This is a genomic window from Bradyrhizobium sp. USDA 3650, assembly GCF_054057395.1.
This window is the reverse complement of record NZ_JBSRZG010000001.1, coordinates 4,252,275-4,272,046: the sequence shown is the minus strand read 5'-3', so window position 1 is coordinate 4,272,046 and position 19,772 is coordinate 4,252,275. Positions and strand designations below refer to the sequence as shown.

Annotated in this window: 18 protein-coding genes and 1 pseudogene; 8 read left to right on the top strand and 11 right to left on the bottom strand. The window is 64.1% G+C overall.

Annotated elements, in window-relative coordinates; translation table 11 throughout:
- Window positions 1-48: 48 nt before the first annotated feature.
- The 5 genes from ACVIN2_RS19875 to sdhC form a co-directional block, all read right to left on the bottom strand.
- Window positions 49-2,223: an ATP-binding protein gene (locus ACVIN2_RS19875; protein ID WP_456766835.1), complete on the bottom strand. Its 2,175-nt coding sequence runs from the start codon at window positions 2,221-2,223 to the stop codon at window positions 49-51.
- A gap of 189 nt (window positions 2,224-2,412) precedes the next feature.
- Window positions 2,413-3,195, bottom strand: a complete 783-nt coding sequence (locus ACVIN2_RS19870; RefSeq protein ID WP_456766834.1) for a succinate dehydrogenase iron-sulfur subunit — start codon at window positions 3,193-3,195, stop codon at window positions 2,413-2,415.
- A 42-nt stretch (window positions 3,196-3,237) separates the two neighbouring features.
- Window positions 3,238-5,073, bottom strand: a complete 1,836-nt coding sequence (gene sdhA, locus ACVIN2_RS19865; RefSeq protein ID WP_456766833.1) for a succinate dehydrogenase flavoprotein subunit — start codon at window positions 5,071-5,073, stop codon at window positions 3,238-3,240.
- 3 nt (window positions 5,074-5,076) lie between these two features.
- Window positions 5,077-5,493, bottom strand: a complete 417-nt coding sequence (gene sdhD, locus ACVIN2_RS19860; protein ID WP_456766832.1) for a succinate dehydrogenase, hydrophobic membrane anchor protein — start codon at window positions 5,491-5,493, stop codon at window positions 5,077-5,079.
- Entirely contained in the window at window positions 5,490-5,888 is a 399-nt protein-coding gene (gene sdhC, locus ACVIN2_RS19855; protein WP_456766831.1) for a succinate dehydrogenase, cytochrome b556 subunit, read from the bottom strand. The genes sdhD and sdhC overlap by 4 nt, the downstream gene beginning before the upstream one ends.
- Before the next feature lie 517 nt (window positions 5,889-6,405).
- Here sdhC and ACVIN2_RS19850 point away from each other — a divergent pair.
- Window positions 6,406-7,266 carry a sulfite exporter TauE/SafE family protein gene (locus tag ACVIN2_RS19850; protein ID WP_456766830.1) on the top strand — a complete coding sequence of 287 codons (861 nt, stop codon included), beginning with the start codon at window positions 6,406-6,408 and terminating at the stop codon, window positions 7,264-7,266.
- Here ACVIN2_RS19850 and ACVIN2_RS19845 read toward each other — a convergent pair.
- Together ACVIN2_RS19845 and ACVIN2_RS19840 are read right to left on the bottom strand one after the other, a co-directional pair.
- Window positions 7,259-7,768, bottom strand: coding sequence for a hypothetical protein (locus ACVIN2_RS19845; RefSeq protein ID WP_456766829.1), 510 nt, complete (start codon window positions 7,766-7,768; stop codon window positions 7,259-7,261). The two genes, ACVIN2_RS19850 and ACVIN2_RS19845, sit on opposite strands and share 8 nt — an antisense overlap.
- A 28-nt stretch (window positions 7,769-7,796) precedes the next feature.
- A complete protein-coding gene (locus ACVIN2_RS19840) occupies window positions 7,797-9,326 on the bottom strand; it encodes a malonate--CoA ligase (protein ID WP_456766828.1) in 1,530 nt (509 codons plus the stop codon).
- 126 nt (window positions 9,327-9,452) lie between these two features.
- On the opposite strand from ACVIN2_RS19840, the gene ACVIN2_RS19835 reads away from it, so the two are divergent.
- The 4 genes and pseudogenes from ACVIN2_RS19835 to ACVIN2_RS19820 all read left to right on the top strand — a co-directional run bounded on the left by ACVIN2_RS19835 (window position 9,453) and on the right by ACVIN2_RS19820 (window position 12,747).
- On the top strand, window positions 9,453-10,214 hold the full coding sequence (locus ACVIN2_RS19835; RefSeq protein ID WP_456766827.1) for an SDR family oxidoreductase: 762 nt from the start codon (window positions 9,453-9,455) through the stop codon (window positions 10,212-10,214).
- A 365-nt stretch (window positions 10,215-10,579) separates the two neighbouring features.
- Window positions 10,580-11,135 (top strand): annotated as a pseudogene (locus tag ACVIN2_RS19830) (fasciclin domain-containing protein).
- A 184-nt stretch (window positions 11,136-11,319) separates the two neighbouring features.
- On the top strand, window positions 11,320-11,949 hold the full coding sequence (locus ACVIN2_RS19825; RefSeq protein ID WP_456766826.1) for a cytochrome b/b6 domain-containing protein: 630 nt from the start codon (window positions 11,320-11,322) through the stop codon (window positions 11,947-11,949).
- A 15-nt stretch (window positions 11,950-11,964) separates the two neighbouring features.
- The gene (locus ACVIN2_RS19820; protein WP_456766825.1) at window positions 11,965-12,747 is read left to right on the top strand and encodes a molybdopterin-dependent oxidoreductase; all 783 of its coding nucleotides are present in this window, start codon (window positions 11,965-11,967) and stop codon (window positions 12,745-12,747) included.
- A gap of 91 nt (window positions 12,748-12,838) precedes the next feature.
- On the opposite strand, the gene ACVIN2_RS19815 is transcribed toward ACVIN2_RS19820, so the two are convergent.
- The gene (locus ACVIN2_RS19815) at window positions 12,839-14,026 is read right to left on the bottom strand and encodes a YbfB/YjiJ family MFS transporter (RefSeq protein ID WP_456766824.1); all 1,188 of its coding nucleotides are present in this window, start codon (window positions 14,024-14,026) and stop codon (window positions 12,839-12,841) included.
- A gap of 227 nt (window positions 14,027-14,253) precedes the next feature.
- Here ACVIN2_RS19815 and leuB point away from each other — a divergent pair, with 227 nt between their 5' ends.
- On the top strand, window positions 14,254-15,366 hold the full coding sequence (leuB, locus tag ACVIN2_RS19810; RefSeq protein ID WP_456766823.1) for a 3-isopropylmalate dehydrogenase: 1,113 nt from the start codon (window positions 14,254-14,256) through the stop codon (window positions 15,364-15,366).
- Between the two features lie 149 nt (window positions 15,367-15,515).
- On the opposite strand, the gene ACVIN2_RS19805 is transcribed toward leuB, so the two are convergent.
- Both ACVIN2_RS19805 and ACVIN2_RS19800 read right to left on the bottom strand, forming a co-directional pair.
- Window positions 15,516-15,902 (bottom strand): hypothetical protein, encoded by a 387-nt coding sequence (locus ACVIN2_RS19805; RefSeq protein WP_027566362.1) that lies wholly within the window; start codon window positions 15,900-15,902, stop codon window positions 15,516-15,518.
- A gap of 156 nt (window positions 15,903-16,058) precedes the next feature.
- Complete coding sequence (locus ACVIN2_RS19800; protein ID WP_456766822.1) at window positions 16,059-16,859, bottom strand: hypothetical protein; 801 nt, start codon at window positions 16,857-16,859, stop codon at window positions 16,059-16,061.
- A gap of 116 nt (window positions 16,860-16,975) precedes the next feature.
- Between ACVIN2_RS19800 and ACVIN2_RS19795 the strand changes: the two genes are divergently transcribed.
- A complete protein-coding gene (locus ACVIN2_RS19795) occupies window positions 16,976-18,010 on the top strand; it encodes an aspartate-semialdehyde dehydrogenase (protein WP_007598796.1) in 1,035 nt (344 codons plus the stop codon).
- 114 nt (window positions 18,011-18,124) lie between these two features.
- On the opposite strand, the gene ACVIN2_RS19790 is transcribed toward ACVIN2_RS19795, so the two are convergent.
- Window positions 18,125-18,769, bottom strand: coding sequence for a carbonic anhydrase (locus tag ACVIN2_RS19790; protein WP_456766821.1), 645 nt, complete (start codon window positions 18,767-18,769; stop codon window positions 18,125-18,127).
- A gap of 111 nt (window positions 18,770-18,880) precedes the next feature.
- On the opposite strand from ACVIN2_RS19790, the gene ACVIN2_RS19785 reads away from it, so the two are divergent.
- Window positions 18,881-19,762, top strand: a complete 882-nt coding sequence (locus tag ACVIN2_RS19785) for an HpcH/HpaI aldolase/citrate lyase family protein (protein ID WP_456766820.1) — start codon at window positions 18,881-18,883, stop codon at window positions 19,760-19,762.
- The last annotated feature ends 10 nt before the right edge of the window (window positions 19,763-19,772 follow it).

The window sequence follows — 19,772 nt, the reverse complement described above, 5'->3', positions numbered from 1 at the left end:
GATAACGCAAGCTAAATCAAAAGGTTCCCGCAGGTTCCGAGCGTCAGTTCACTCGGCCGCGCCGTCGCGGACCCGGCGGCGACGTGCGAGCCGGTGCAGCACGCGCGATAGCTGATCGATCGCGTAGGGCTTTTGCACGAGCTCGAAATCGATCTTGCCGTCCTGGGACAGCGCCTCGCTGTAGCCGGTGGTCAGCACCACCGGCACGCCGATGCCGCGGTCGCGGACCGCCTGCGCGAGATCGAGACCGGTCATGCCGGGCATCACGATGTCCGAGAAAACGACATCGAAGCGATCGGCATCCATGACCAGCTCGGCGAGTGCGTCGGTTGCATTGTCGACCAGCGTGATGCTGTAGCCGAGCTCGGTGAGGCCGTCGGCCGCGAAATTGGCGAGCTCGATATTGTCCTCGACCAGCAGCACCGACATGCCGCTGCCGGCCACAGCGGGGGCCGTGTTCGGTGCCTGCCGCTGCGGCAACAAATGCGGCGCCACGCGCGGCAGATAGAGCGAGAAGGTGCTGCCGTGGCCTACCTCGCTGGTGACTGTCACCTCGCCGCCGGACTGCCGGGCGAAGCCGAATACCTGCGACAGGCCGAGACCGGTGCCGTGGCCGACCTGCTTGGTGGTGAAGAACGGCTCGAAGATGCGCTCCAGCCGCGCAGCCGGAATGCCGATCCCGGTGTCGCTGACGGCAATGCCGACGAAACCGTGTTTGCCAGGAAGGTCATGCTGGCCTGAAAGATCAGGGTTGCCCGAGACGGGAGCCCGCGTGTCCGCAATGGTCGCCGCGGCCTGGACGTTGAAGACGATCCTGCCCTTGCCGTGCATGGCATCGCGCGCATTGGTCGCCATGTTGATCAACGCCGTCTCGAACTGGCTCGCATCGGCATTGACGAGGCAGGGCTCGGCCGGCAGCCGCATCGCGATTTCGATCGCGGGCCCGAGCAGCGTCGCGAGCATGTCGTGCAGCGACTGCAGCCGCGCGCCGACGTCGAACACCTCCGGCTTCAAGGTCTGGCGCCGCGCGAAGGCAAGCAGCTGCGAGGTCAGCTTGGCCGCGCGCCCGACCGCGTCCGCGATGGCGGTGATGTAGCGCTGGCGCCGCTCCTCGCTCAGCTGCGGCCGGTTCAACAGGTCGACCGAAGCGCGAATCACGGTCAGGAGGTTGTTGAAGTCGTGCGCGACGCCGCCGGTGAGCTGGCCGAGCGCCTCCAGGCGCTGGCTGTGCTTGAGCGCCTCTTCGGCTTCGCGCCGCGCGGCGGCCTCGGCCTGGAGATGCTGGGTGCGCCGGAACGCGAACGCCAGCAGCAGAAACAGCAGCGCGGTCGCGGGAATGCCAAACACCAGATGCTGGCCCATGGTGGCGAGCCAGCGCGCGCGGATTGCCGAGGTCTCCAGCCCCGCGCTGACATAGATCGGGTATTCGGCGATGCGTCGGTAGCCGATGCGGCGCTCGACCTCGTCCGATGGCCAGGCGATGGTGATGAGGCCATGCTCAGGATGAGCGGCGATGCTGCGGCCGACCGGCCCGTTGGGATCGAGCCTGAGGTCGCGGTCCAGCCGTGGAAGATGCGCCAGCACCACGCCGTCGGTGCGTGCCATGGCGAGGAAGCTGCCGGGATCAGAGCCGATCCGGGCATAAAAGCTCTCGAAATATTCCGGCAGGACAGAGGCCTGGATCACGCCGATGAAGCTGCCGTCGTCGGAGCCGCGGCGGCGGCTCACCCCGAAGAAGCGCGCGCCCTGATAAGGCTGGCGCGGCGTCAGCGGGACTCCGATGTAGCTGCCGATGGTCTGGTCGACATGGGCGGCAAAATAGTCACGATCCGCAAAGCTCTGTGCCGGCGGCGGCGAGGCCAGGCTGTTGACCAGCGACTTTCCGTCCGCATCGAAGATCCATGCCGATTTCAGCTGTGGCAGCGAATCGGTCAGCTGCTTCAGGCGGCGGTGCAGGGCCGGCTCGCGCGAGCGGATGATGTCGTCGGGCATGCCGCGCACCACTTCGTTGATCTCGGCGAGGCTACGGTCGATGGTCTCGAACACCTTGAGCGCATGCTCATGCGCGACATCGAGGGTGCGCTCGATCTCGCGGTCGGCGATGTCTTTGGTCGAGGTGTAGGAGATCGAGGCGGCGATCGCGAACAGCGCAATCGGCAGCGCCAGGGACGCAGCCATCATCCACTGCAGCAATCTCAGCGAATTGCGTTGTGCGCCCTGCACGGTCGCTCCGGTCCCACACCGGAGAGCTTACTTGAATTTCGCGCCGGGAAGGAAGCGGCTTGTGGCGGGAACCAGAGGTTGCAACCCGTCGGCTTGCCCGCGCAGGGGCGGAGGCAAAATCTGCTCGAATACGCGCCCGCCGTAGAATGCCCCGGCCATTCCGGCCGGGGATCGCAGCATGAATGACGCCTAGATCTGGCGCTCGACCATCTTGAGCTTGAGCTCGGCGATGGCTTCCGCCGGGTTGAGGCCCTTCGGGCAGGCTTTGGCGCAGTTCATGATGGTGTGGCAGCGATAGAGGCGGAACGGGTCCTCGAGATTGTCGAGCCGCTCGCCGGTGGCTTCATCCCGCGAATCCGACACCCAGCGGTTGGCCTGGAGCAGCGCGGCCGGACCGAGATAGCGCTCGCTGTTCCACCAATAGCTCGGGCACGAGGTCGAGCAGCAGGCGCAGAGGATGCACTCGTAGAGGCCGTCGAGCTTCTCGCGGTCTTCGTGGCTTTGCTTCCATTCCTTCTGCGGCGTCGGCGAGGTCGTCTTCAGCCACGGCTCGACCGAAGCGTACTGCGCGTAGAAATTGGTGAGGTCGGGAATGAGGTCTTTCACCACAGGCTGGTGCGGCAGCGGATTGATCTTCACCGCGCCGTCCTTCACGTCGTGCATCGAGCGGGTGCAGGCCAGCGTGTTCTGGCCGTCGATGTTCATCGCGCAGGAGCCGCAGACGCCTTCGCGGCAGGAGCGGCGGAAGGTCAGCGACGGGTCGATGTGGTTCTTGATCCAGATCAGGCCGTCCAGCACCATCGGCCCGCAATCATGGGTGTCGACGTAATAGGTGTCGACGCTGGGATTCTTGCCGTCGTCCGGGTTCCAGCGATAGACGCGGAATTCGCGAGTTTCAGTCGCGCCCGCGGGCTTCGGCCAGGTTTTGCCGCCGCTGATCTTGGAGTTCTTCGGAAGTGCGAATTCAACCATTTCGATAAAGCTTTCGCTGTTCGCTCAGTACACGCGCGCCGTTTAGTAAACGCGAGCTTTCGGCGGGATGTACTGGACGTCGTTGGTCATGGTGTAGTCGTGAACCGGGCGGTACTCGATCTTGACCTTGCCGGAATCTTCCAGCCAGGCCAGCGTGTGCTTCATCCAGTTCTTGTCGTCGCGGTCGGAGAAATCCTCGCGGGCATGCGCGCCGCGGCTCTCGGTGCGGTTGGCGGCCGAGTTCATCGTCACCACGGCCTGCGCGATCAGATTGTCGAATTCGAGCGTCTCGATCAGGTCGGAATTCCACACCAGCGAGCGGTCGGACACGGCGATGTCGGTGATGCCGCTATGGACCTTTTCGATCAGGTTCTGGCCTTCGCTCAGGATGTCGCCGGTGCGGAACACCGCGCAATTGTTCTGCATCACGTGCTGCATGCCTTCGCGCAGCTTGGCGGTCGGCGTGCCGCCGGAGGCGTAGCGATAGTGGTCGAGGCGGCCGAGCGCCAGGTCGGACGAGTTCGCCGGCAATTCCGGCTGGCTGGCGTTCGGCGTGAGCTTCTCGGCGAGGCGCAGCGCAGCGGCGCGGCCGAACACGACGAGATCGATCAGCGAGTTGGAGCCGAGGCGGTTGGCGCCGTGCACGGAGACGCAAGCGGCTTCGCCGATCGCCATCAGGCCGGGAATGATGGCGTTGTCGTCGCCGTCCTTCTTGGTCAGGACTTCGCCGTGATAGTTCGTCGGGATACCACCCATGTTGTAGTGCACGGTCGGCACGATCGGGATCGGTTCGCGGGTCACGTCGACATTGGCGAAGATCTTTGCGGATTCCGAGATGCCCGGCAGGCGCTCGGCCAGCACGGCGGGATCGAGATGATCGAGATGAAGGAAGATGTGGTCCTTCTTCTTGCCGACGCCGCGCCCCTCCCGGATCTCGATGGTCATCGCACGCGAGACGACGTCACGCGAGGCCAGATCCTTGGCGGAGGGCGCATAGCGCTCCATGAAGCGCTCGCCCTCGGAGTTGACGAGATAGCCGCCTTCGCCGCGCGCCCCTTCGGTGACGAGGCAGCCGGAGCCGTAGATTCCGGTCGGGTGGAACTGCACGAACTCCATGTCCTGCATCGGCAGGCCGGCGCGCAGCACCATGCCGCCGCCGTCGCCCGTGCAGGTGTGCGCCGAGGTGCAGGACGCATAGGCGCGGCCATAGCCGCCGGTCGCCAGAATCACGGACTGGGCGCGGAAGCGGTGCAGCGTGCCGTCGTCGAGCTTGAGCGCGATGACGCCGCGGCAGGTGCCCTGGTCGTCCATGATCAGGTCGATGGCAAAGAACTCGATGAAGAACTCGGCCGCGTGGCGCAGCGACTGGCCGTACATCGTGTGCAGCATGGCGTGGCCGGTGCGGTCGGCGGCGGCGCAGGTGCGCTGCGCCTGGCCCTTGCCGTAGTCCATCGTCATGCCGCCGAACGGACGCTGGTAGATCTTGCCGTCTTCGGTGCGCGAGAACGGCACGCCCCAATGCTCGAGCTCGTAGACTGCCTCGGGCGCGTTGCGCACCATGTATTCGATCGCGTCCTGGTCGCCCAGCCAATCCGACCCCTTCACGGTGTCGTACATGTGCCAGCGCCAGTCGTCCTTGTGCATGTTTCCGAGCGACGCCGAGATGCCGCCCTGCGCCGCGACGGTGTGCGAGCGGGTCGGAAACACTTTGGTGATGCAGGCGGTGCGGAGGCCGGCTTCGCTGCAGCCGACCACGGCGCGCAAGCCCGCGCCGCCGGCGCCGACCACGACGACATCATAGGTGTGGTCTTCGATCGGATAGGCTTTGCCGTTGGTGGCGGGAGCACCGTTGCCCTTGCCATTGGTCTCTGTGGCCATGGGTTAGACTCCGGAGGAAAGTTTCAGGATCGCGTAGATCGAGGCGAGCGCCACGGCGAACGAGAAGAAGTTGTTGAGCATGATCGAGATGAGCTTCAGCTTCTCGTTATGGATGTAGTCCTCGATCACGACCTGCATGCCGATCTTCATGTGCCAGGCGCTGGCGAAGATGAAGAGCAGCAGGATCACCGCGACCGGCAGCGAGCCCAGGATCTGTGCGGCACCGGCCTGGTTGCGGCCGAGGAGCATCATCACGATCACGATCACAGGGATCATCAGCAGCGTCATGGCGACGCCGGTGATGCGCTGGCGCCAGAAATCGGACGTGCCCGAATGCGCCGCGCCGAGATTGCGCACGCGGCCGAGCGGGGTGCGCATGGAGGAGCCCTTCGGAGAGCCGTGGGATTCGTCGAAACTCATCGTCCGCCTCCGATCGCGTAGGCGATGATCCAGACGAGGACCGTGAGCACCATGCCACCGATTAACGCGCCCCAGGTCAACGCTTCGCGCTCATTGGCCTTGAAGCCGTAGCCGAGGTCCCAGACGAAATGCCGGATGCCGCTGAGCATGTGGTGCATCAGCGCCCAGGTGAAGCCGAACACGATCAGCCGGCCGATGATGCTGCCGGTGAAGGCCTGGACGTGGCTATAGGCGGCGGGGCCCGAGGCCGCCGCAATCAGCCACCAGGCCAGCAGCAGCGTTCCGGCGTAGAGGGCAATCCCGGTGGCGCGATGAACGATGGACAGCGCCATCGTCAACGTCCAGCGGTAGACTTGCATGTGTGGCGAAAGCGGTCGTTCGATCCGTGCGGTCATGGGCTTCGATTTGCTTTATTGCGGCCCAGCATGGGCGCGCGGGGATCGCGAAAGGTCGGCTCTATTTACGGAGTCGATTTCACCTGCGCAATCACCAAATCGCCATAGATCGAACTTGGGTTCAGCTCTAGGCCCTTGATGTAACAAGGCCAATCGGCGGCTTGGTATACCAGGGCCATGGCGCACCGACTAAAGACAGAATCTAAATTCATGACTTGTTGCCGAGCTGCGGCGCATTGAAATTACTATTGGAACGGCTCTAAGCCGCCGCAGGCCAAACAGGGTTCGAACCAGTCATCCATGACGTTCGACCCGGCAGGGCTGATCAGCGAGCAATTTCCAATTTCCGCGAAGCGCACCGATTTTTCGCGAGACGGGCGGATATGCGCAGCCTGCATCCCACCCCAGAGCGCCGATGCGGCGGTCGACCCGACAAATCAGATCGCCTAGAGCATTGCGGGCAGCTGTCCGAGCGATGCATCGGAGAAGTTGCGACCACCGCCGGGGCAGGTCAGGGGTGATTGCAGGACTCGATATCAAGGAGATCGTCGAACTCGCGCTGTTGCTGATCGCAACCGGCGCGCTCTCCGGATTTTTGGCCGGCGTGTTCGGCATTGGCGGCGGCGCGATTCTGGTGCCGGTGTTCTACGAGTGCTTCCGCATCGCCGGTGTGCCGCTCGAGGTGCGCATGCCGCTGTGCATCGGCACTTCGCTCGCTGTCATCATTCCGACTTCGATCCGTTCGTTCCAGGCCCATTACAAGCGCGGCGCCGTCGATCTTGCTATCCTTCGGGTCTGGTGGCTGCCGATCCTAATCGGCGTCGTCGCCGGCAGCGTGGTCGCGCGCTACGCGCCGGAGCGGCTGTTCAAGATCGTGTTCGTCGCCGTCGCCTGGTCGGCCGCGGTACGGCTGATCTTCGCGCGCGAGAGCTGGAAGCTCGGCGATGATCTGCCGAAGGGGCCGCTGATGCGATTCTACGGCTTCTGCGTCGGCATTTTGTCGACGCTGATGGGCATCGGCGGTGGATTGTTTTCGAACCTGCTGATGACGTTCTATGGCCGCCCGATCCATCAGGCCGTGGCGACATCGTCGGCGCTCGCGGTGCTGATCTCGATCCCCGGTGCGCTCGGCTACATCTATGCCGGCTGGCCTGCGGCGGCGCACTATCCCGGCGTTGCAGCCCTGCAAGTCCCATTCGCGCTCGGCTACGTCTCCCTGATCGGCGCCGTGCTGGTGATGCCGATGAGCCTTGTGACAGCACCGCTCGGCGTGAGAGCCGCGCATGCGATGTCCAAGCGGAGGCTGGAGGTCGCGTTCGGGTGCTATCTGTTCATCGTCGGCAGCAGGTTTGTGCTGAGTCTGGTGGGCGCTAGTTAACCGACCGGTCCTTCAATCTCACTTCGCTGTGGCCCCACATTTGAAGATTGCCTTGCGCCTCCAGAAGATCGGCCTCAACCAACGCCTGAATGCGGGCCGCAAAGACCTCAAAATCGACGGGAGCCGCTAACGCTTCTTCCTTTTCGACCCTCTCAACCGCGCAGTACAGGACCATTGCGACCTTCTGCCATCGCGGCTTCATGACAGAGAAAATGACGCGATCCAAATCGGTCTCCAGCACAGAGGACGGAAGTGAAACGTCTTCCCACCGGAGTGTGCTGTCGATGGTGGCAGGCCGTCCCGGCGGTTCAAGATCCGGAAATCGCTTGTAGATCAGTCGCAGAAGCTTGAATTGCAAATGGAAAACCGCCGTTACGAGCGGGTCTGCAAACAGCTTTCGACCGTCATCGCCAACATCGACGATCGCGGCCTCCGCTCGCCGGAATGCTGCGGCAGCATCGAGCAGGTGCTTGTGTATCTTCTTAGCTTGCTCTCGGTTCATGTCCCCCAAGCCCGGAGCGATTGCGCCCCTACTTCTTCGCGTAAAGATCCTTGTAAATATCCCGCAGCACGTTCTTCTGCACCTTGCCCATGGTGTTGCGCGGCAGCTCGTCGACCACGAAGACGCGTTTGGGCATCTTGAACTTCGCCAGCCGGCCGTCGAGCGCCTTCAGCACCGCGGCCTCGGTCACATCGGCGCCCTTGTTGCAGACCAGCACGGCCGTGACGCCCTCGCCGAAATCGGCGTGGGGCACGCCGATCACGGCGGATTCGATCACGCCGGGCATGGCGTCGATCTCGCTCTCGATTTCCTTCGGGTAGACGTTGAACCCGCCGGAGATGACGAGATCCTTGCCGCGGCCGAGAATGTGGACGTAACCCTTGGCGTCGATCTTGCCGAGGTCGCCGGTGATGAAGAAGCCGTCGTCGCGGAATTCCGCCTTGGTCTTCTCCGGCATGCGCCAATAGCCCTTGAACACGTTGGGGCCCTTGACCTCGATCATGCCGATTTCGTCACGCGGCAGTTCCTTGCCAGTCTCGGGCTCCGTGACGCGCACGGAGACGCCGGGGAGCGGAAAGCCGACTGCGCCGGGCACGCGTTCGCCGTCGTAGGGATTCGACGTGTTCATGTTGGTCTCGGTCATGCCGTAGCGCTCGAGCACGGCATGCCCCGTGCGCGCCGACCATTCGCGATGGGTTTCGGCGAGCAGCGGCGCCGAGCCCGAGATGAACAGCCGCATGTGTTGTGTGGTTTCGCGCGACAGCGCGGCGTTCTGGAGCAGGCGGGTGTAGAACGTCGGCACGCCCATCAGCACCGTGGCGCGCGCCATCAGCTTGATGATCAGATCCGGGTCGAGCTTCGGCAGGAAGATCATCGACGCGCGCGCAAACAGCGTCACGTTGGTCGCCACGAACAGGCCGTGGGTGTGGTAGATCGGCAGCGCGTGGATCAGCACGTCCTTTTCGGTGAAGCGCCAGAAGCCGACGAGCGAGAGCGAGTTCGACGCCAGATTGTCGTGGGTCAGCATCGCGCCTTTGGAGCGGCCGGTGGTGCCGGACGTGTAGAGGATCGCGGCGAGATCGTCGTTTGCGCGCGGCACCGTGGTGAATTCGCTGCTTGCCTTGTCGGCGGCATCCGTCAGCGAGCCCTTGCCGTCAGGCCCGAGCGTCTCGATTTTCGCCGTCACCTTGGCGGCGATGGGGGCGAGGCCTTCCGCCTTGGCGGGATCGCAGACCACCAGCGAGGGCTCGGCATCGCCGATGAAATAGTCGAGCTCGTTCAGCGTATAGGCGGTGTTGAGCGGCAGGTAGACCGCGCCGGCCCGCACCGTGGCCAGATACAGCACGATGTTGGCCACGGATTTTTCGACCTGAACCGCAACGCGGTCGCCGGGCTTCACGCCGCGCGCGACCAGCACATTGGCCATCTGTCCGGCCCGGGCGATCAGATCGCCATAGCTGATGCGGCCGCCGTCGTGCGTCTCGATCGCGAGGCGCTTCGGATCGTCCAGGCCGTCGAACAGGCGGGAAAACAGATTGGCGTTGGCAGCTTGGTTCATGCAAGATTTCCTCGACCGCAAGGCTTGACTGCAAGGCTTGACCACAAGGCTCGTCAGACAAGGCCGGTCAAAACCGAGGGCTGGATTAGCAAAAACCGCCCCGATGAAGCAACGGAGACAGTTTGCATGACCAAAAACGGGAAACGCGTGGCCTGGGTGACAGGCGGGGGCAGCGGGATCGGGGAGGCCGGCGCCGAGGCGCTGGCGGCCGACGGCTGGACGGTGGTGGTCTCGGGCCGGCGCAAGGACGCCCTCGATACCGTGGTCGCGAAGATCACTGGGGCGGGTGGAGCCGCTGAAGCCATCGCGCTGGACGTGTCGGTCGCCGCTGCGGCCCAGAAGGCCGCCGATCAAATCGTCGCGAAGCACGGCCGGATCCACCTGCTGGTGAACAATGCCGGCATCAATGTCCCCAAGCGCAGCTGGCAGGACATGGAACTGGAGGGCTGGGACAAGCTGGTTCAGGTCAACCTCAACGGCGTGCTCTATTGCTTGCGCGCGGTGCTGCCGACGATGCGCAAGCAGCAGGACGGCTCCATCATCAACGTCTCGTCCTGGGCCGGCCGCCACGTCTCGAAAATGCCGGGCCCGGCCTACACCACGACCAAGCATGCGGTGTTGGCGCTGACCCATTCCTTCAATATGGACGAATGCGTCAACGGCTTGCGCGCCTGTTGCCTGATGCCGGGCGAGGTGGCGACCCCGATCCTGAAGCTGCGCCCGGTGGTGCCAAGCGAGGAGGAGCAGGCCAGGATGCTGCAATCCGAAGATCTCGGCCGCACCATCGCCTTCATCGCGAGCATGCCGGCGCGAGTGTGCATCAACGAACTGCTGATCAGCCCGACGCATAATCGCGGGTTCATTCAGACGCCGCACAACAGGGATTGAGGGGAGGCGCGCGCGACAATCTCAATTCGTCGTCCCGGCGAAGGCCGGGACCCATAACCACTGGAAGTAGTTTGGCGAAGACTCGTGGTTACCTGTCTCGCGCTACGACTGCCTTTCGAGAGTATGGGTCCCGGCCTTCGCCGGGACGACAGTAGAGCGTGAGGCGCGCTCGCCCCTCCCCACGAACACACCCGCACTTAGTTTCACGCATCACAAAGAAGTTTTATTCGAAACCGCTTCGCGAACCCTCCCGTAATTCGAGCCAACGACGTCGCTGCTGCTTCACGCTCACAGGTCGCAGCCACCGTTGTTGCCCAACTCGAACGCCGGCCATCGCCGGTCATCATCCAATCGGGAGACTCTCCATGTCGAAGCGCATTGCCTATCTTACCGCTGCAGCTTTCAGCGCGCTGGCCATCACCGCGACCGTCGTCGCGCCCGCCCGCGCCGAGGAAAAGACCGTCATGGTCGGGCGGCGCCGCGATGTTCCCGTCCAAGAACATCGTCCAGAACGCCGTCAACTCGAAGGACCACACCACGCTGGTGGCGGCGGTGAAGGCGGCCGGCCTGGTGCCGACGCTGGAAGGCAAGGGCCCGTTCACGGTGTTCGCGCCGACCAACGCTGCCTTCGGCAAGCTGCCGGCCGGCACCGTCGACACCCTGGTCAAGCCCGAGAACAAGGCGACGCTGACCAAGATCCTCACCTATCATGTCGTGCCCGGCAAGCTCGAGGCGTCCGATCTCACCGACGGCAAGAAGATGAAGACCGCCGAAGGCGAGGAGCTGACGGTGAAGAAGATGGACGGCAAGGTCTGGATCGTCGATGCCAAGGGCGGCACCTCGATGGTCACCATCTCCAACGTCAACCAGTCAAACGGCGTGATCCATGTGGTCGACACAGTGCTGATGCCGGCGACGTAAATACCGCGCGACCCGGCTTCATCCCCCGAATCGGATGCGACGAAATGGCGAGCCGGGGGTCCCCGGCTCGCTTTATTGTGACCATGATAGCCCGCCGGTATCGATTCGATGCCGGGCAGGGCGTAACGAAAGCGGAAGCATCGGCGTATAATTGCTGTCAGACGATGTTCAGGACGGAACCGCCATGTCGAGCCTCACAGTCACCGACGAGCAGGTCAGCGCCACCCCGGCCAAAGTGATCCAGCCGGCCTGGGTCCGGGTCATGCACTGGATCAACGCCCTCGCCATGATCCTGATGATCCTGTCGGGTTGGCAGATCTACAACGCCTCGCCGCTGTTCGGTTTCAGCTTTCCGCGCGACTACACGCTCGGCGGCTGGCTCGGTGGCGGCCTGCTCTGGCATTTTGCGGCGATGTGGCTGTTGATGATCAACGGCCTTGCCTATCTCGTCACCGGTTTTGCCACCGGCCGCTTCCGGAAAAAACTGCTGCCGATCACCCCGTCCGGCGTGCTCCACGATGTCAGGGCTGCGCTGACCTTCAAGCTCGGCCATGCCGATCTCACCGTCTACAATTACGTCCAGCGCGTGCTGTATGCCGGCATCATCCTGGTCGGCGTGATCATCGTGCTGTCGGGGCTGGGAATGTGGAAGCCAGTGCAGCTGCACTGGCTCGTGAGCCTGTTCGGCGACTATCCGACCGCGCGCTACATCCATTTCTTCTGCATGGCCGCGATCTGCGCCTTCCTCGTCATTCACGTTTTACTCGCGCTGCTGGTGCCGAAGAGCCTGCGCGCGATGATCATCGGCCGCTAGAGCGGAGAGAGAACCATGGCCAAGCGCTCATTCCTGATCCCCGGCGTCGACAAGCGGCTGCTGATCAAGGACTCCATCAAGACGATGCCAGAGGTCAGCCGCCGCCGCTTCATCGCGGGCGGCGCCAGCCTCGGCGCGCTGACGCTGCTCACCGGCTGCGACGTGATCGATTCGTCCTCCGCCGAGGAGATGCTGAAGTCGGTTTCGAAATTCAACGATGCCGTGCAGGCCTTCATCTTCAATCCCGATGCACTGGCGCCGACATTTGCGGAAAGCGCGATCACAAAACCGTTTCCGTTCAACGCCTATTACGATCTCGACGACGCACCTGAGGTCGACGGCGCCGACTGGAAGCTCGAAGTCCGCGGCCTCGTCGACAACAAGAAGTCGTGGACGCTTCCGGAATTGTACAAGCTCCCGCAGGTCACGCAGATCACCCGTCACATCTGCGTCGAGGGCTGGAGCGCGATCGGCAGCTGGACCGGCACGCCGATGCGCGACTTCCTCAAGCTGATCGGGGCCGACACGCGTGCGAAGTACGTCTGGTTCCAGTGCGCCGACAAGGACGGCTACAATTCCCCGCTCGACATGCGCACCGCGCTGCATCCGCAGACCCAGATGACGTTCAAATACGCCGGCGAAATCCTGCCGCGCGCGTACGGTTTCCCGATGAAAATCCGCGTGCCGACAAAGCTCGGCTTCAAGAATCCGAAATACGTGGTGTCGATGGAAGTCACCAACGACTACAAGGGCGGCTATTGGGAAGACCAGGGATATAATTCGTTCAGCGGGAGCTGATCGTCGCTCCGGCTAACCCACCTGTTTGGTTTCCGCGGCGACAGAAGTGGTGGGTTACGCCTTCGGCTAACCCACCCTACTGCACCGTTTTTTAGGCCGGCCCCACTTTGCGCTGGCATAGCGCCGCAACCGCTCCCAGCGCCAGCAGCGCTGCGGACACGTTCAGCGCGTAACTCAAGCTCCCCAGTGCGTCCGTGATGGCGCCGACCACGATCGGGCCGAGCGTCTGGCCGACGCCGAACGAGATCGTCATCGCGGCGATCGCGGTCGGCCACACCTCGGGCGGATAGTTGAAGCGCACGAAGGCGGTGGTCGAGCCGACTACGGCGAAGAAGGCGACGCCGAACACGATTGCCGAGACCGCGAGCCATGCCGGCGAATGCCCGAGCATCGGCAGGGCGGCGCCGAGCGCGTTGGTGCCGAGGATGATGGCGGTGGCCAATCCGCCGCGATCGAGCGCGAGCACGCCGCGCCAGGCCCACGGTGTGACGAACGCGCTTAGGCCAATCAGGCTCCAGAATCCGGCCTGCGCCGCGGCGCCGCCGCCGCCGTCGCGCACATAGGCGATCATGAAGGTCATGTAGGCGATGTAGCCCGCGCCAAACAGGAAGTAGCCGGCGAGATAGATCAACACGGGAAGAATCGCGAAGGCGCCGTGGCTGCCTTGCGAGAAACGCACGCCGCTCTCGATGCGGACCAGGAACAGCGGCACGGTCATGACGACGGACAGCAGGGTCATCGCCCACCACACGATCCACCACGAACCCGGCCCGAAATATTGCAGCGTGAACGGGGCGATCAGGCCCGAGGAGAGAATGCCGATGCCGGGCCCTGCATAGAACAGGCTGAGAAGGAAATTGGCCCGCTCCGGGCGCGACTGCGCGATGGAAGCGGCCAGCGCGCCGCCGGCGACGAAGCCGGCCGCGGCGCCAACGCCCAGCACCAGACGCGCCAGGCTCAGCGCAACGAAATTCCCGGTTAGCGCGCAAGTCGCGAGCGCGGCGACGCAGGCCAGGGTTCCGCCGCGGATCGCGGCCGACCAGCCGACCCGTTCGATCAACCGGGATGCCACCAGGGCGCCGACGAGGTAGCCGACGGCGTTGATGGTGTTCATGAAACCGGCCGCCGAGTAGGACCAGCCGAGGTCCTCCCGCATGTCGGGCAGCACCAGCGAATAGGCGAAGCGGCCGATACCCAGCCCAACTGTCGCGGCCAGCGACAGGGTCAGGATCAACCGTGCGGGGTGGGCATCGGGTGGAGGGCGGTCAGGTGCGTGCAAGGGGTACTCCGGCATGCGCAGTGTGGCAGGCCCTGCCCGCCTTGCACAGAACCGAAGCGGCAATGGTGTCTTGCCAAGCACGCATCGCCGCTCTAGCACTCCGGCCGAAATTCACGAGATGCCGTCATGCCCGGCCTTGTGCCGGGCATCCACGTTCTTCTGCACCCGAGGCAAGACGTGGATGGCCGGGTCAAGCCCGGCCATGACGAAACGGAGGAAGAACGACCATGGCGACCCACAAACTGCTGCTGCTTCCCGGCGACGGTATCGGCCCCGAGGTGATGGGCGAGGTGAAGCGGCTGATCGACTGGCTCAATTCGGCGGGGATCGCCAAGTTCGAGACCGACACCGGCCTCGTTGGCGGTTCGGCCTATGACGCGCACAAGGTGTCGATCTCGGAAGGCGACATGGCCAAGGCCAAGGATGCCGACGCGATCATCTTCGGCGCGGTCGGCGGTCCCAAATGGGACGCGGTGCCCTACGAGGTGCGTCCGGAAGCCGGCCTGCTGCGCCTGCGCAAGGATCTCGGTCTGTTCGCCAACCTGCGTCCCGCCGTGTGCTACCCGGCGCTGGCGGAGGCCTCCAGCCTCAAGCGCGAGGCGGTCGAGGGCCTCGACATCATGATCGTGCGCGAGCTCACCGGCGGCGTCTATTTCGGCGAGCCCAAGACCATCACCGACCTCGGCAACGGCCAGAAGCGCGCCATCGATACCCAGGTCTACGACACCTACGAGATCGAGCGCATCGGCCGCGTCGCCTTCGAGCTTGCGAAGAAGCGCAAGAACAAGGTGACGTCGATGGAGAAGCGCAACGTCATGAAGTCTGGCGTGCTCTGGAACGAGGTCATGACCCAGGTCCACAAGCGCGAATATCCCGACGTCACGCTCGAGCACCAGCTGGCCGATTCCGGCGGCATGATGCTGGTGAAATGGCCGAAGCAGTTCGACGTCATCGTCACCGACAATCTGTTTGGTGACATGCTGTCCGACATCGCGGCGATGCTGACGGGATCGCTCGGCATGCTGCCCTCGGCCTCGCTTGGCGAGGTCGACGTCAAGAGCAGGAAGCGCAAGGCGCTGTACGAGCCCGTGCACGGCTCGGCGCCTGATATCGCAGGCCAGGGCCTCGCCAATCCGATCGCGATGATCTCGTCGTTCGGCATGGCGCTACGTTACTCCTTCGACATGGGCGCGCTCGCCGACAAGGTCGACGCCGCGATCGCCGCGGTGCTGGCCAGCGGCCTGCGCACCGCCGACATCAAGTCGGAAGGCACCATTGCCGCCTCGACCACGCAGATGGGCGAAGCGATCCTGAAGGAATTGCAGAAGCTGCACGCCTAGAGTGGTAGCCCGGATGGAGCGAAGCGAAATCCGGGGGTCTTGCGGCGCGTCGAAAATCCCGGATTGCGCTTCGCTCCATCCGGGCTACACGACAAACAAAAATGGCCGGGCGCGAGCCCGGCCATTTTGATTCGGTCGATAATTCCGCCTCAGTACAGCGGGAAATTCTGCGGATAGCCGCCGACATCCTGCGGCGTGCTCAGCGGCTGGCGATCGATCGGGCGGTTGAGATTTTCGCGTGCGAAGGTCGGATAGCCCACCGCCGGCGGGAAGGCGTAGTCGGAGAACTTGCGGTCGCCCGGATTGACCTCGGTGCCGCCGTCGAGCCAGGAGCGCTTGCTCACATAGATGCGGGTGCGGCCCTGCTGATAGCTCGCATTGGGGCCGCTCGGGCCGTAATAGTGACGGCCGCTGTCATAGCGCTGCTTCTTGGTGTCGGCCGAGGCGGGTGTCGCGAAGGCTGAGGACATGGCAATCACGGCGCCGGCCGCAAGCCACATCGCCAGTTTGTTCGCGGCAGAGAAATTCGAGCTCATCACGTCCCCTTCAGGCGGCAAGCCGCCAATCAATTTCGCCCTCATACTAACCCGGCCGGGGCGGCTGCAACTAGGTCTATTGGGTCACACCAGCGCTGAATAATCGTGCGCGCCGGCAAAAGTTGCATGGATACAGCCACTTGAGCTTGATGCCGGTCAGAGCGCGCCGCGCAATTGCGCATTGGCGGCGCCGAGCAGCCAGTCCGACGAGACCGGGGGCGCGCAGGGACGGCGCTTCAGCTCCGCATGGGCGAACAATTCGGCCAGCCTCGGCTCGTTGCCCGAGGTCAGCAGCGTCAGCCGGTTCAGCGTGCAGGCGATCGCCGCGCGCCGGGCGGGCAGGCTGTCGCCCTGACAGACGAAGCCGGAAATCTGGAGCGCCGGCTCCTCGCTGCGCTTGAGGTAGCCGAGGCAGGCCCGCGCGCCCTCCGCGGTGCCGGTCGGCCGGAACAGGGCGACGGGGCCGAATTTCGTGTCGATCAGGCCGGCTTGCTCCAGCGGGGTCGTGCTGCCCAGTCCCATCCGGGCGGCCAGATCGGCGGCCGCCGGACGGGTGACGTCGAATTCGCCGCCCTCGCGATAGATTTCGAGCTCGGCCATGAACTCGGCCATGGGCTTGTCCGCCTCGCCCGCCCAGCGCATCACGTCCCTGCGGCCGCCTTCGGGGTGCCTCAAGATGGTGTAAGAGGCTGTTTTTTCTGTCGAATCGAGCCGACTGAGGGCGAAACCCGGAGGCGAGCGGTCGGCCACGCTCCAACCCGGCTTCAGCGCCGGATCGTCGTCGCGCAAGGTTGGCAGCTGGCCGAGTGCCGCAAGCCCGAGGATGGCAAACAGCACCAAAGCCCCCACATAGGCGAACAGGCGCGCCAGCGTGCCGACGACCTCGTCGGCGAAGGCTGCAAGCGCAAGATGGATCTGGGTGGGGTTTGCGGCCGTGCTGGCCTCGGGCGACTGCATCCACGTCCCTAAGGCATGGTCCAACGTTGTCTTGAGGCCGGTTCTCGCATAGAAGCGCTGCTCTTCCTGTTTAAGCCTCAGCTTCAGGAAAGAGCTTTTTCGTCGGAGAGTGAACGATGGGTTACAAAGTCGCAGTCGTCGGCGCGACCGGCAATGTCGGACGGGAAATGCTCAACATTTTGGATGAGCGCAAATTCCCCGCGGACGAGGTGGTGGCCCTGGCCTCACGCCGCAGCATGGGCGTCGAGGTCTCCTACGGCGACCGCACGCTGAAGGTCAAAGCGCTCGAGCATTACGACTTCTCCGACGTCGACATCTGCCTGATGTCGGCCGGCGGCGAGGTGTCGAAGGAATGGTCGCCCAAGATCGGCGCCGCCGGCACGGTCGTGATCGACAATTCCTCGGCCTGGCGCATGGACCCGGACGTGCCGTTGATCGTGCCGGAAGTGAATGCGGACGCGACCGCCGGCTTCAAGAAGAAGAACATCATCGCCAATCCGAACTGCTCGACCGCGCAGCTCGTGGTCGCGCTCAAGCCACTGCACGACAAGGCGACGATCAAGCGCGTCGTGGTCTCGACCTATCAATCGGTATCGGGCGCCGGCAAGGATGCGATGGACGAATTGTTCTCGCAGACCAAGGCCGTCTACACCAACCAGGAGCTGGTCAATAACAAGTTTCCCGCGCGCATCGCCTTCAACGTCATCCCCCAGATCGACGTCTTCATGGAGGACGGCTACACCAAGGAAGAGTGGAAGATGATGGCGGAGACCAAGAAGATTCTTGATCCCAAGATCAAGCTCTCCGCGACCTGCGTGCGCGTGCCTGTTTTCGTCGGCCATTCCGAGGCCGTCAACATCGAGTTCGAGAACCCGATCAGCGCGGACGAAGCGCGCGACATCCTGCGCAAGGCGCCGGGTTGTCTCGTCATCGACAAGCATGAACCCGGCGGCTACGCCACGCCGTATGAAGCCGCCGGCGAGGACGCCACCTATATCAGCCGCATCCGCGAGGACGCGACGGTAGAGAATGGTCTCGTGCTGTGGTGCGTGTCCGACAATCTGCGCAAGGGCGCCGCGCTCAACGCGATCCAGATCGCGGAAGTCCTGATCAACCGCAAGCTGATCAGCGCGAAGAAGAAGGCGGCGTAACTCCGCTGCCGTAGGGTGGGCAAAGGCGCGAAGCGCCATGCCCACCATCTCTCCGCAGTGGCTATAGAAGTGGTGGGCACGCTTCGCTTTGCCCACCCTACAAGAACTGCGGACTTACGCCACCTCGCGCGCGTTCCTGAATTCCTTCGCGCCCTTGTCCAGCACGAACAGCGATCCCTCCGCGACGCCGAAATAGGCGCCGTGGGTCTGCATCTGGCCGCTCTCGACCGCCTTCTGCACGAACGGGAAGGTCATCAGGTTTTCCAGGCTGCGGAACACCGCGGCCTTCTCGATGCGCTCGACGAATTGCGCCATGGTCTCGTGGTCGCGCTGCTCCACCACCTCGCCCGGCTTGATGAACATCTGCATCCATTTGCCGATGAAGTCGCCGGGCGTGAGCGGCTCGATCTTGTCGACGAAAGCGCGGATGCCGCCGCACTGGGCGTGCCCGAGCACCACGATGTGCTTCACCTTCAGCACCGTCACGGCATATTCCAGCGCCGCCGAGACGCCATGCGCGTTGCCGTCGGGTTGATACACCGGCACCAGATTGGCGATGTTGCGAACCACGAAGAGTTCGCCCGGCCCGACGTCGAAGATCACTTCGGGCGAGACGCGGCTGTCGCAACAGCCGATCACCATCACTTCAGGGAACTGCCCCTTCACCGACAGCTCGCGGTAGCGGGTCTGCTCGGTCGGCAGCCGCTGGGTGGCGAAGGCCTTGTAGCCTTCCAGCAAATGCTCTGGGAATGTGGTCATGGCCTATGCCTAATCATATACCGCTGGGACGAACAAGCCTTTCGAATAGGCAGGCCAGATGCTATCGGCTTCGGTCGGAAGTGAGACGAGGAAACCGGAAGGAACGCTTGCATGACCCGCCCGCGCCGCAGCCATTTGTTCATGCCCGGCTCCAACCCCCGCGCGCTGGAAAAGGCGCGTAATCTCGGCGCCGACGGCCTGATCCTCGATCTGGAAGATTCCGTCGCGCCCGATGCCAAGGCGGTGGCGCGCGACGGCATCGCGGCCGCAATCGCAGCCAAAGGGTTCGGCAAGCGCGAGATCCTGATCCGGACCAACGGCCTCGACACGCCCTGGTGGGCCGATGATGTCGCGATGGCGGCGAAGGCCTCGCCGGACGGCATCCTGGTTCCAAAAGTCTCCAGCGTGGAGGACCTCGACACGATCGGCCGTCGTCTCGCCGAGCTCGGCGCGGCGCCGACCGTAAAAGTCTGGGCCATGATCGAGACCGCACGCGCCGTGCTGCATGCGGAGGAACTGGCCGCCGCGGGGCGCGATCCCAAGAGGCGCCTGTCAGGCTTCGTGTTCGGCCCCAACGACATCTCCCGCGAGACGCGCATCAAGATGCTGCCGGGCCGCGCCGCGATGATCCCGATGATCACCCATTGCATCCTGGCAACGCGCGCCCATGGCCTCGAAATTCTCGATGGCCCCTATAGCGACATCAACAATCCCGATGGTTTCGCCACCGAATGCGCGCAGGGCCGCGATCTCGGTTTCGACGGCAAGACGCTGATTCACCCCTCGCAGATCGAAGCCTGCAATGCGATCTTCACCCCGCCCGAAGAGGACGTCGCGCGCGCCCGAAAGATCATCGCCGCGTTCGAATTGCCGGAGAACGTCTCGCGCGGCGCGATCCGTCTCGACGGCGCCATGGTGGAGCGGCTGCACGCCGACATGGCACGGCGCACGATCGAGATCGCGGATGCGATTGCGGCGATGGCGAAGGGTTGAGGGCTCGCCG

Excerpts from the sequence above, each read along its gene's own strand:
- ACVIN2_RS19870 (WP_456766834.1), bottom strand. The coding sequence starts at position 3,195 with ATGGTTGAATTCGCACTTCCGAAGAACTCCAAGATCAGCGGCGGCAAA.
- ACVIN2_RS19820 (WP_456766825.1), top strand. The coding sequence starts at position 11,965 with ATGGCCAAGCGCTCATTCCTGATCCCCGGCGTCGACAAGCGGCTGCTG.
- sdhA (WP_456766833.1), bottom strand. The coding sequence starts at position 5,073 with ATGGCCACAGAGACCAATGGCAAGGGCAACGGTGCTCCCGCCACCAAC.
- ACVIN2_RS19845 (WP_456766829.1), bottom strand. The coding sequence starts at position 7,768 with ATGAACCGAGAGCAAGCTAAGAAGATACACAAGCACCTGCTCGATGCT.
- ACVIN2_RS19825 (WP_456766826.1), top strand. The coding sequence starts at position 11,320 with ATGTCGAGCCTCACAGTCACCGACGAGCAGGTCAGCGCCACCCCGGCC.
- ACVIN2_RS19840 (WP_456766828.1), bottom strand. The coding sequence starts at position 9,326 with ATGAACCAAGCTGCCAACGCCAATCTGTTTTCCCGCCTGTTCGACGGC.
- ACVIN2_RS19835 (WP_456766827.1), top strand. The coding sequence starts at position 9,453 with ATGACCAAAAACGGGAAACGCGTGGCCTGGGTGACAGGCGGGGGCAGC.
- leuB (WP_456766823.1), top strand. The coding sequence starts at position 14,254 with ATGGCGACCCACAAACTGCTGCTGCTTCCCGGCGACGGTATCGGCCCC.
- sdhC (WP_456766831.1), bottom strand. The coding sequence starts at position 5,888 with ATGACCGCACGGATCGAACGACCGCTTTCGCCACACATGCAAGTCTAC.
- sdhD (WP_456766832.1), bottom strand. The coding sequence starts at position 5,493 with ATGAGTTTCGACGAATCCCACGGCTCTCCGAAGGGCTCCTCCATGCGC.
- ACVIN2_RS19800 (WP_456766822.1), bottom strand. The coding sequence starts at position 16,859 with ATGCAGTCGCCCGAGGCCAGCACGGCCGCAAACCCCACCCAGATCCAT.
- ACVIN2_RS19785 (WP_456766820.1), top strand. The coding sequence starts at position 18,881 with ATGACCCGCCCGCGCCGCAGCCATTTGTTCATGCCCGGCTCCAACCCC.
- ACVIN2_RS19805 (WP_027566362.1), bottom strand. The coding sequence starts at position 15,902 with ATGAGCTCGAATTTCTCTGCCGCGAACAAACTGGCGATGTGGCTTGCG.
- ACVIN2_RS19795 (WP_007598796.1), top strand. The coding sequence starts at position 16,976 with ATGGGTTACAAAGTCGCAGTCGTCGGCGCGACCGGCAATGTCGGACGG.
- ACVIN2_RS19790 (WP_456766821.1), bottom strand. The coding sequence starts at position 18,769 with ATGACCACATTCCCAGAGCATTTGCTGGAAGGCTACAAGGCCTTCGCC.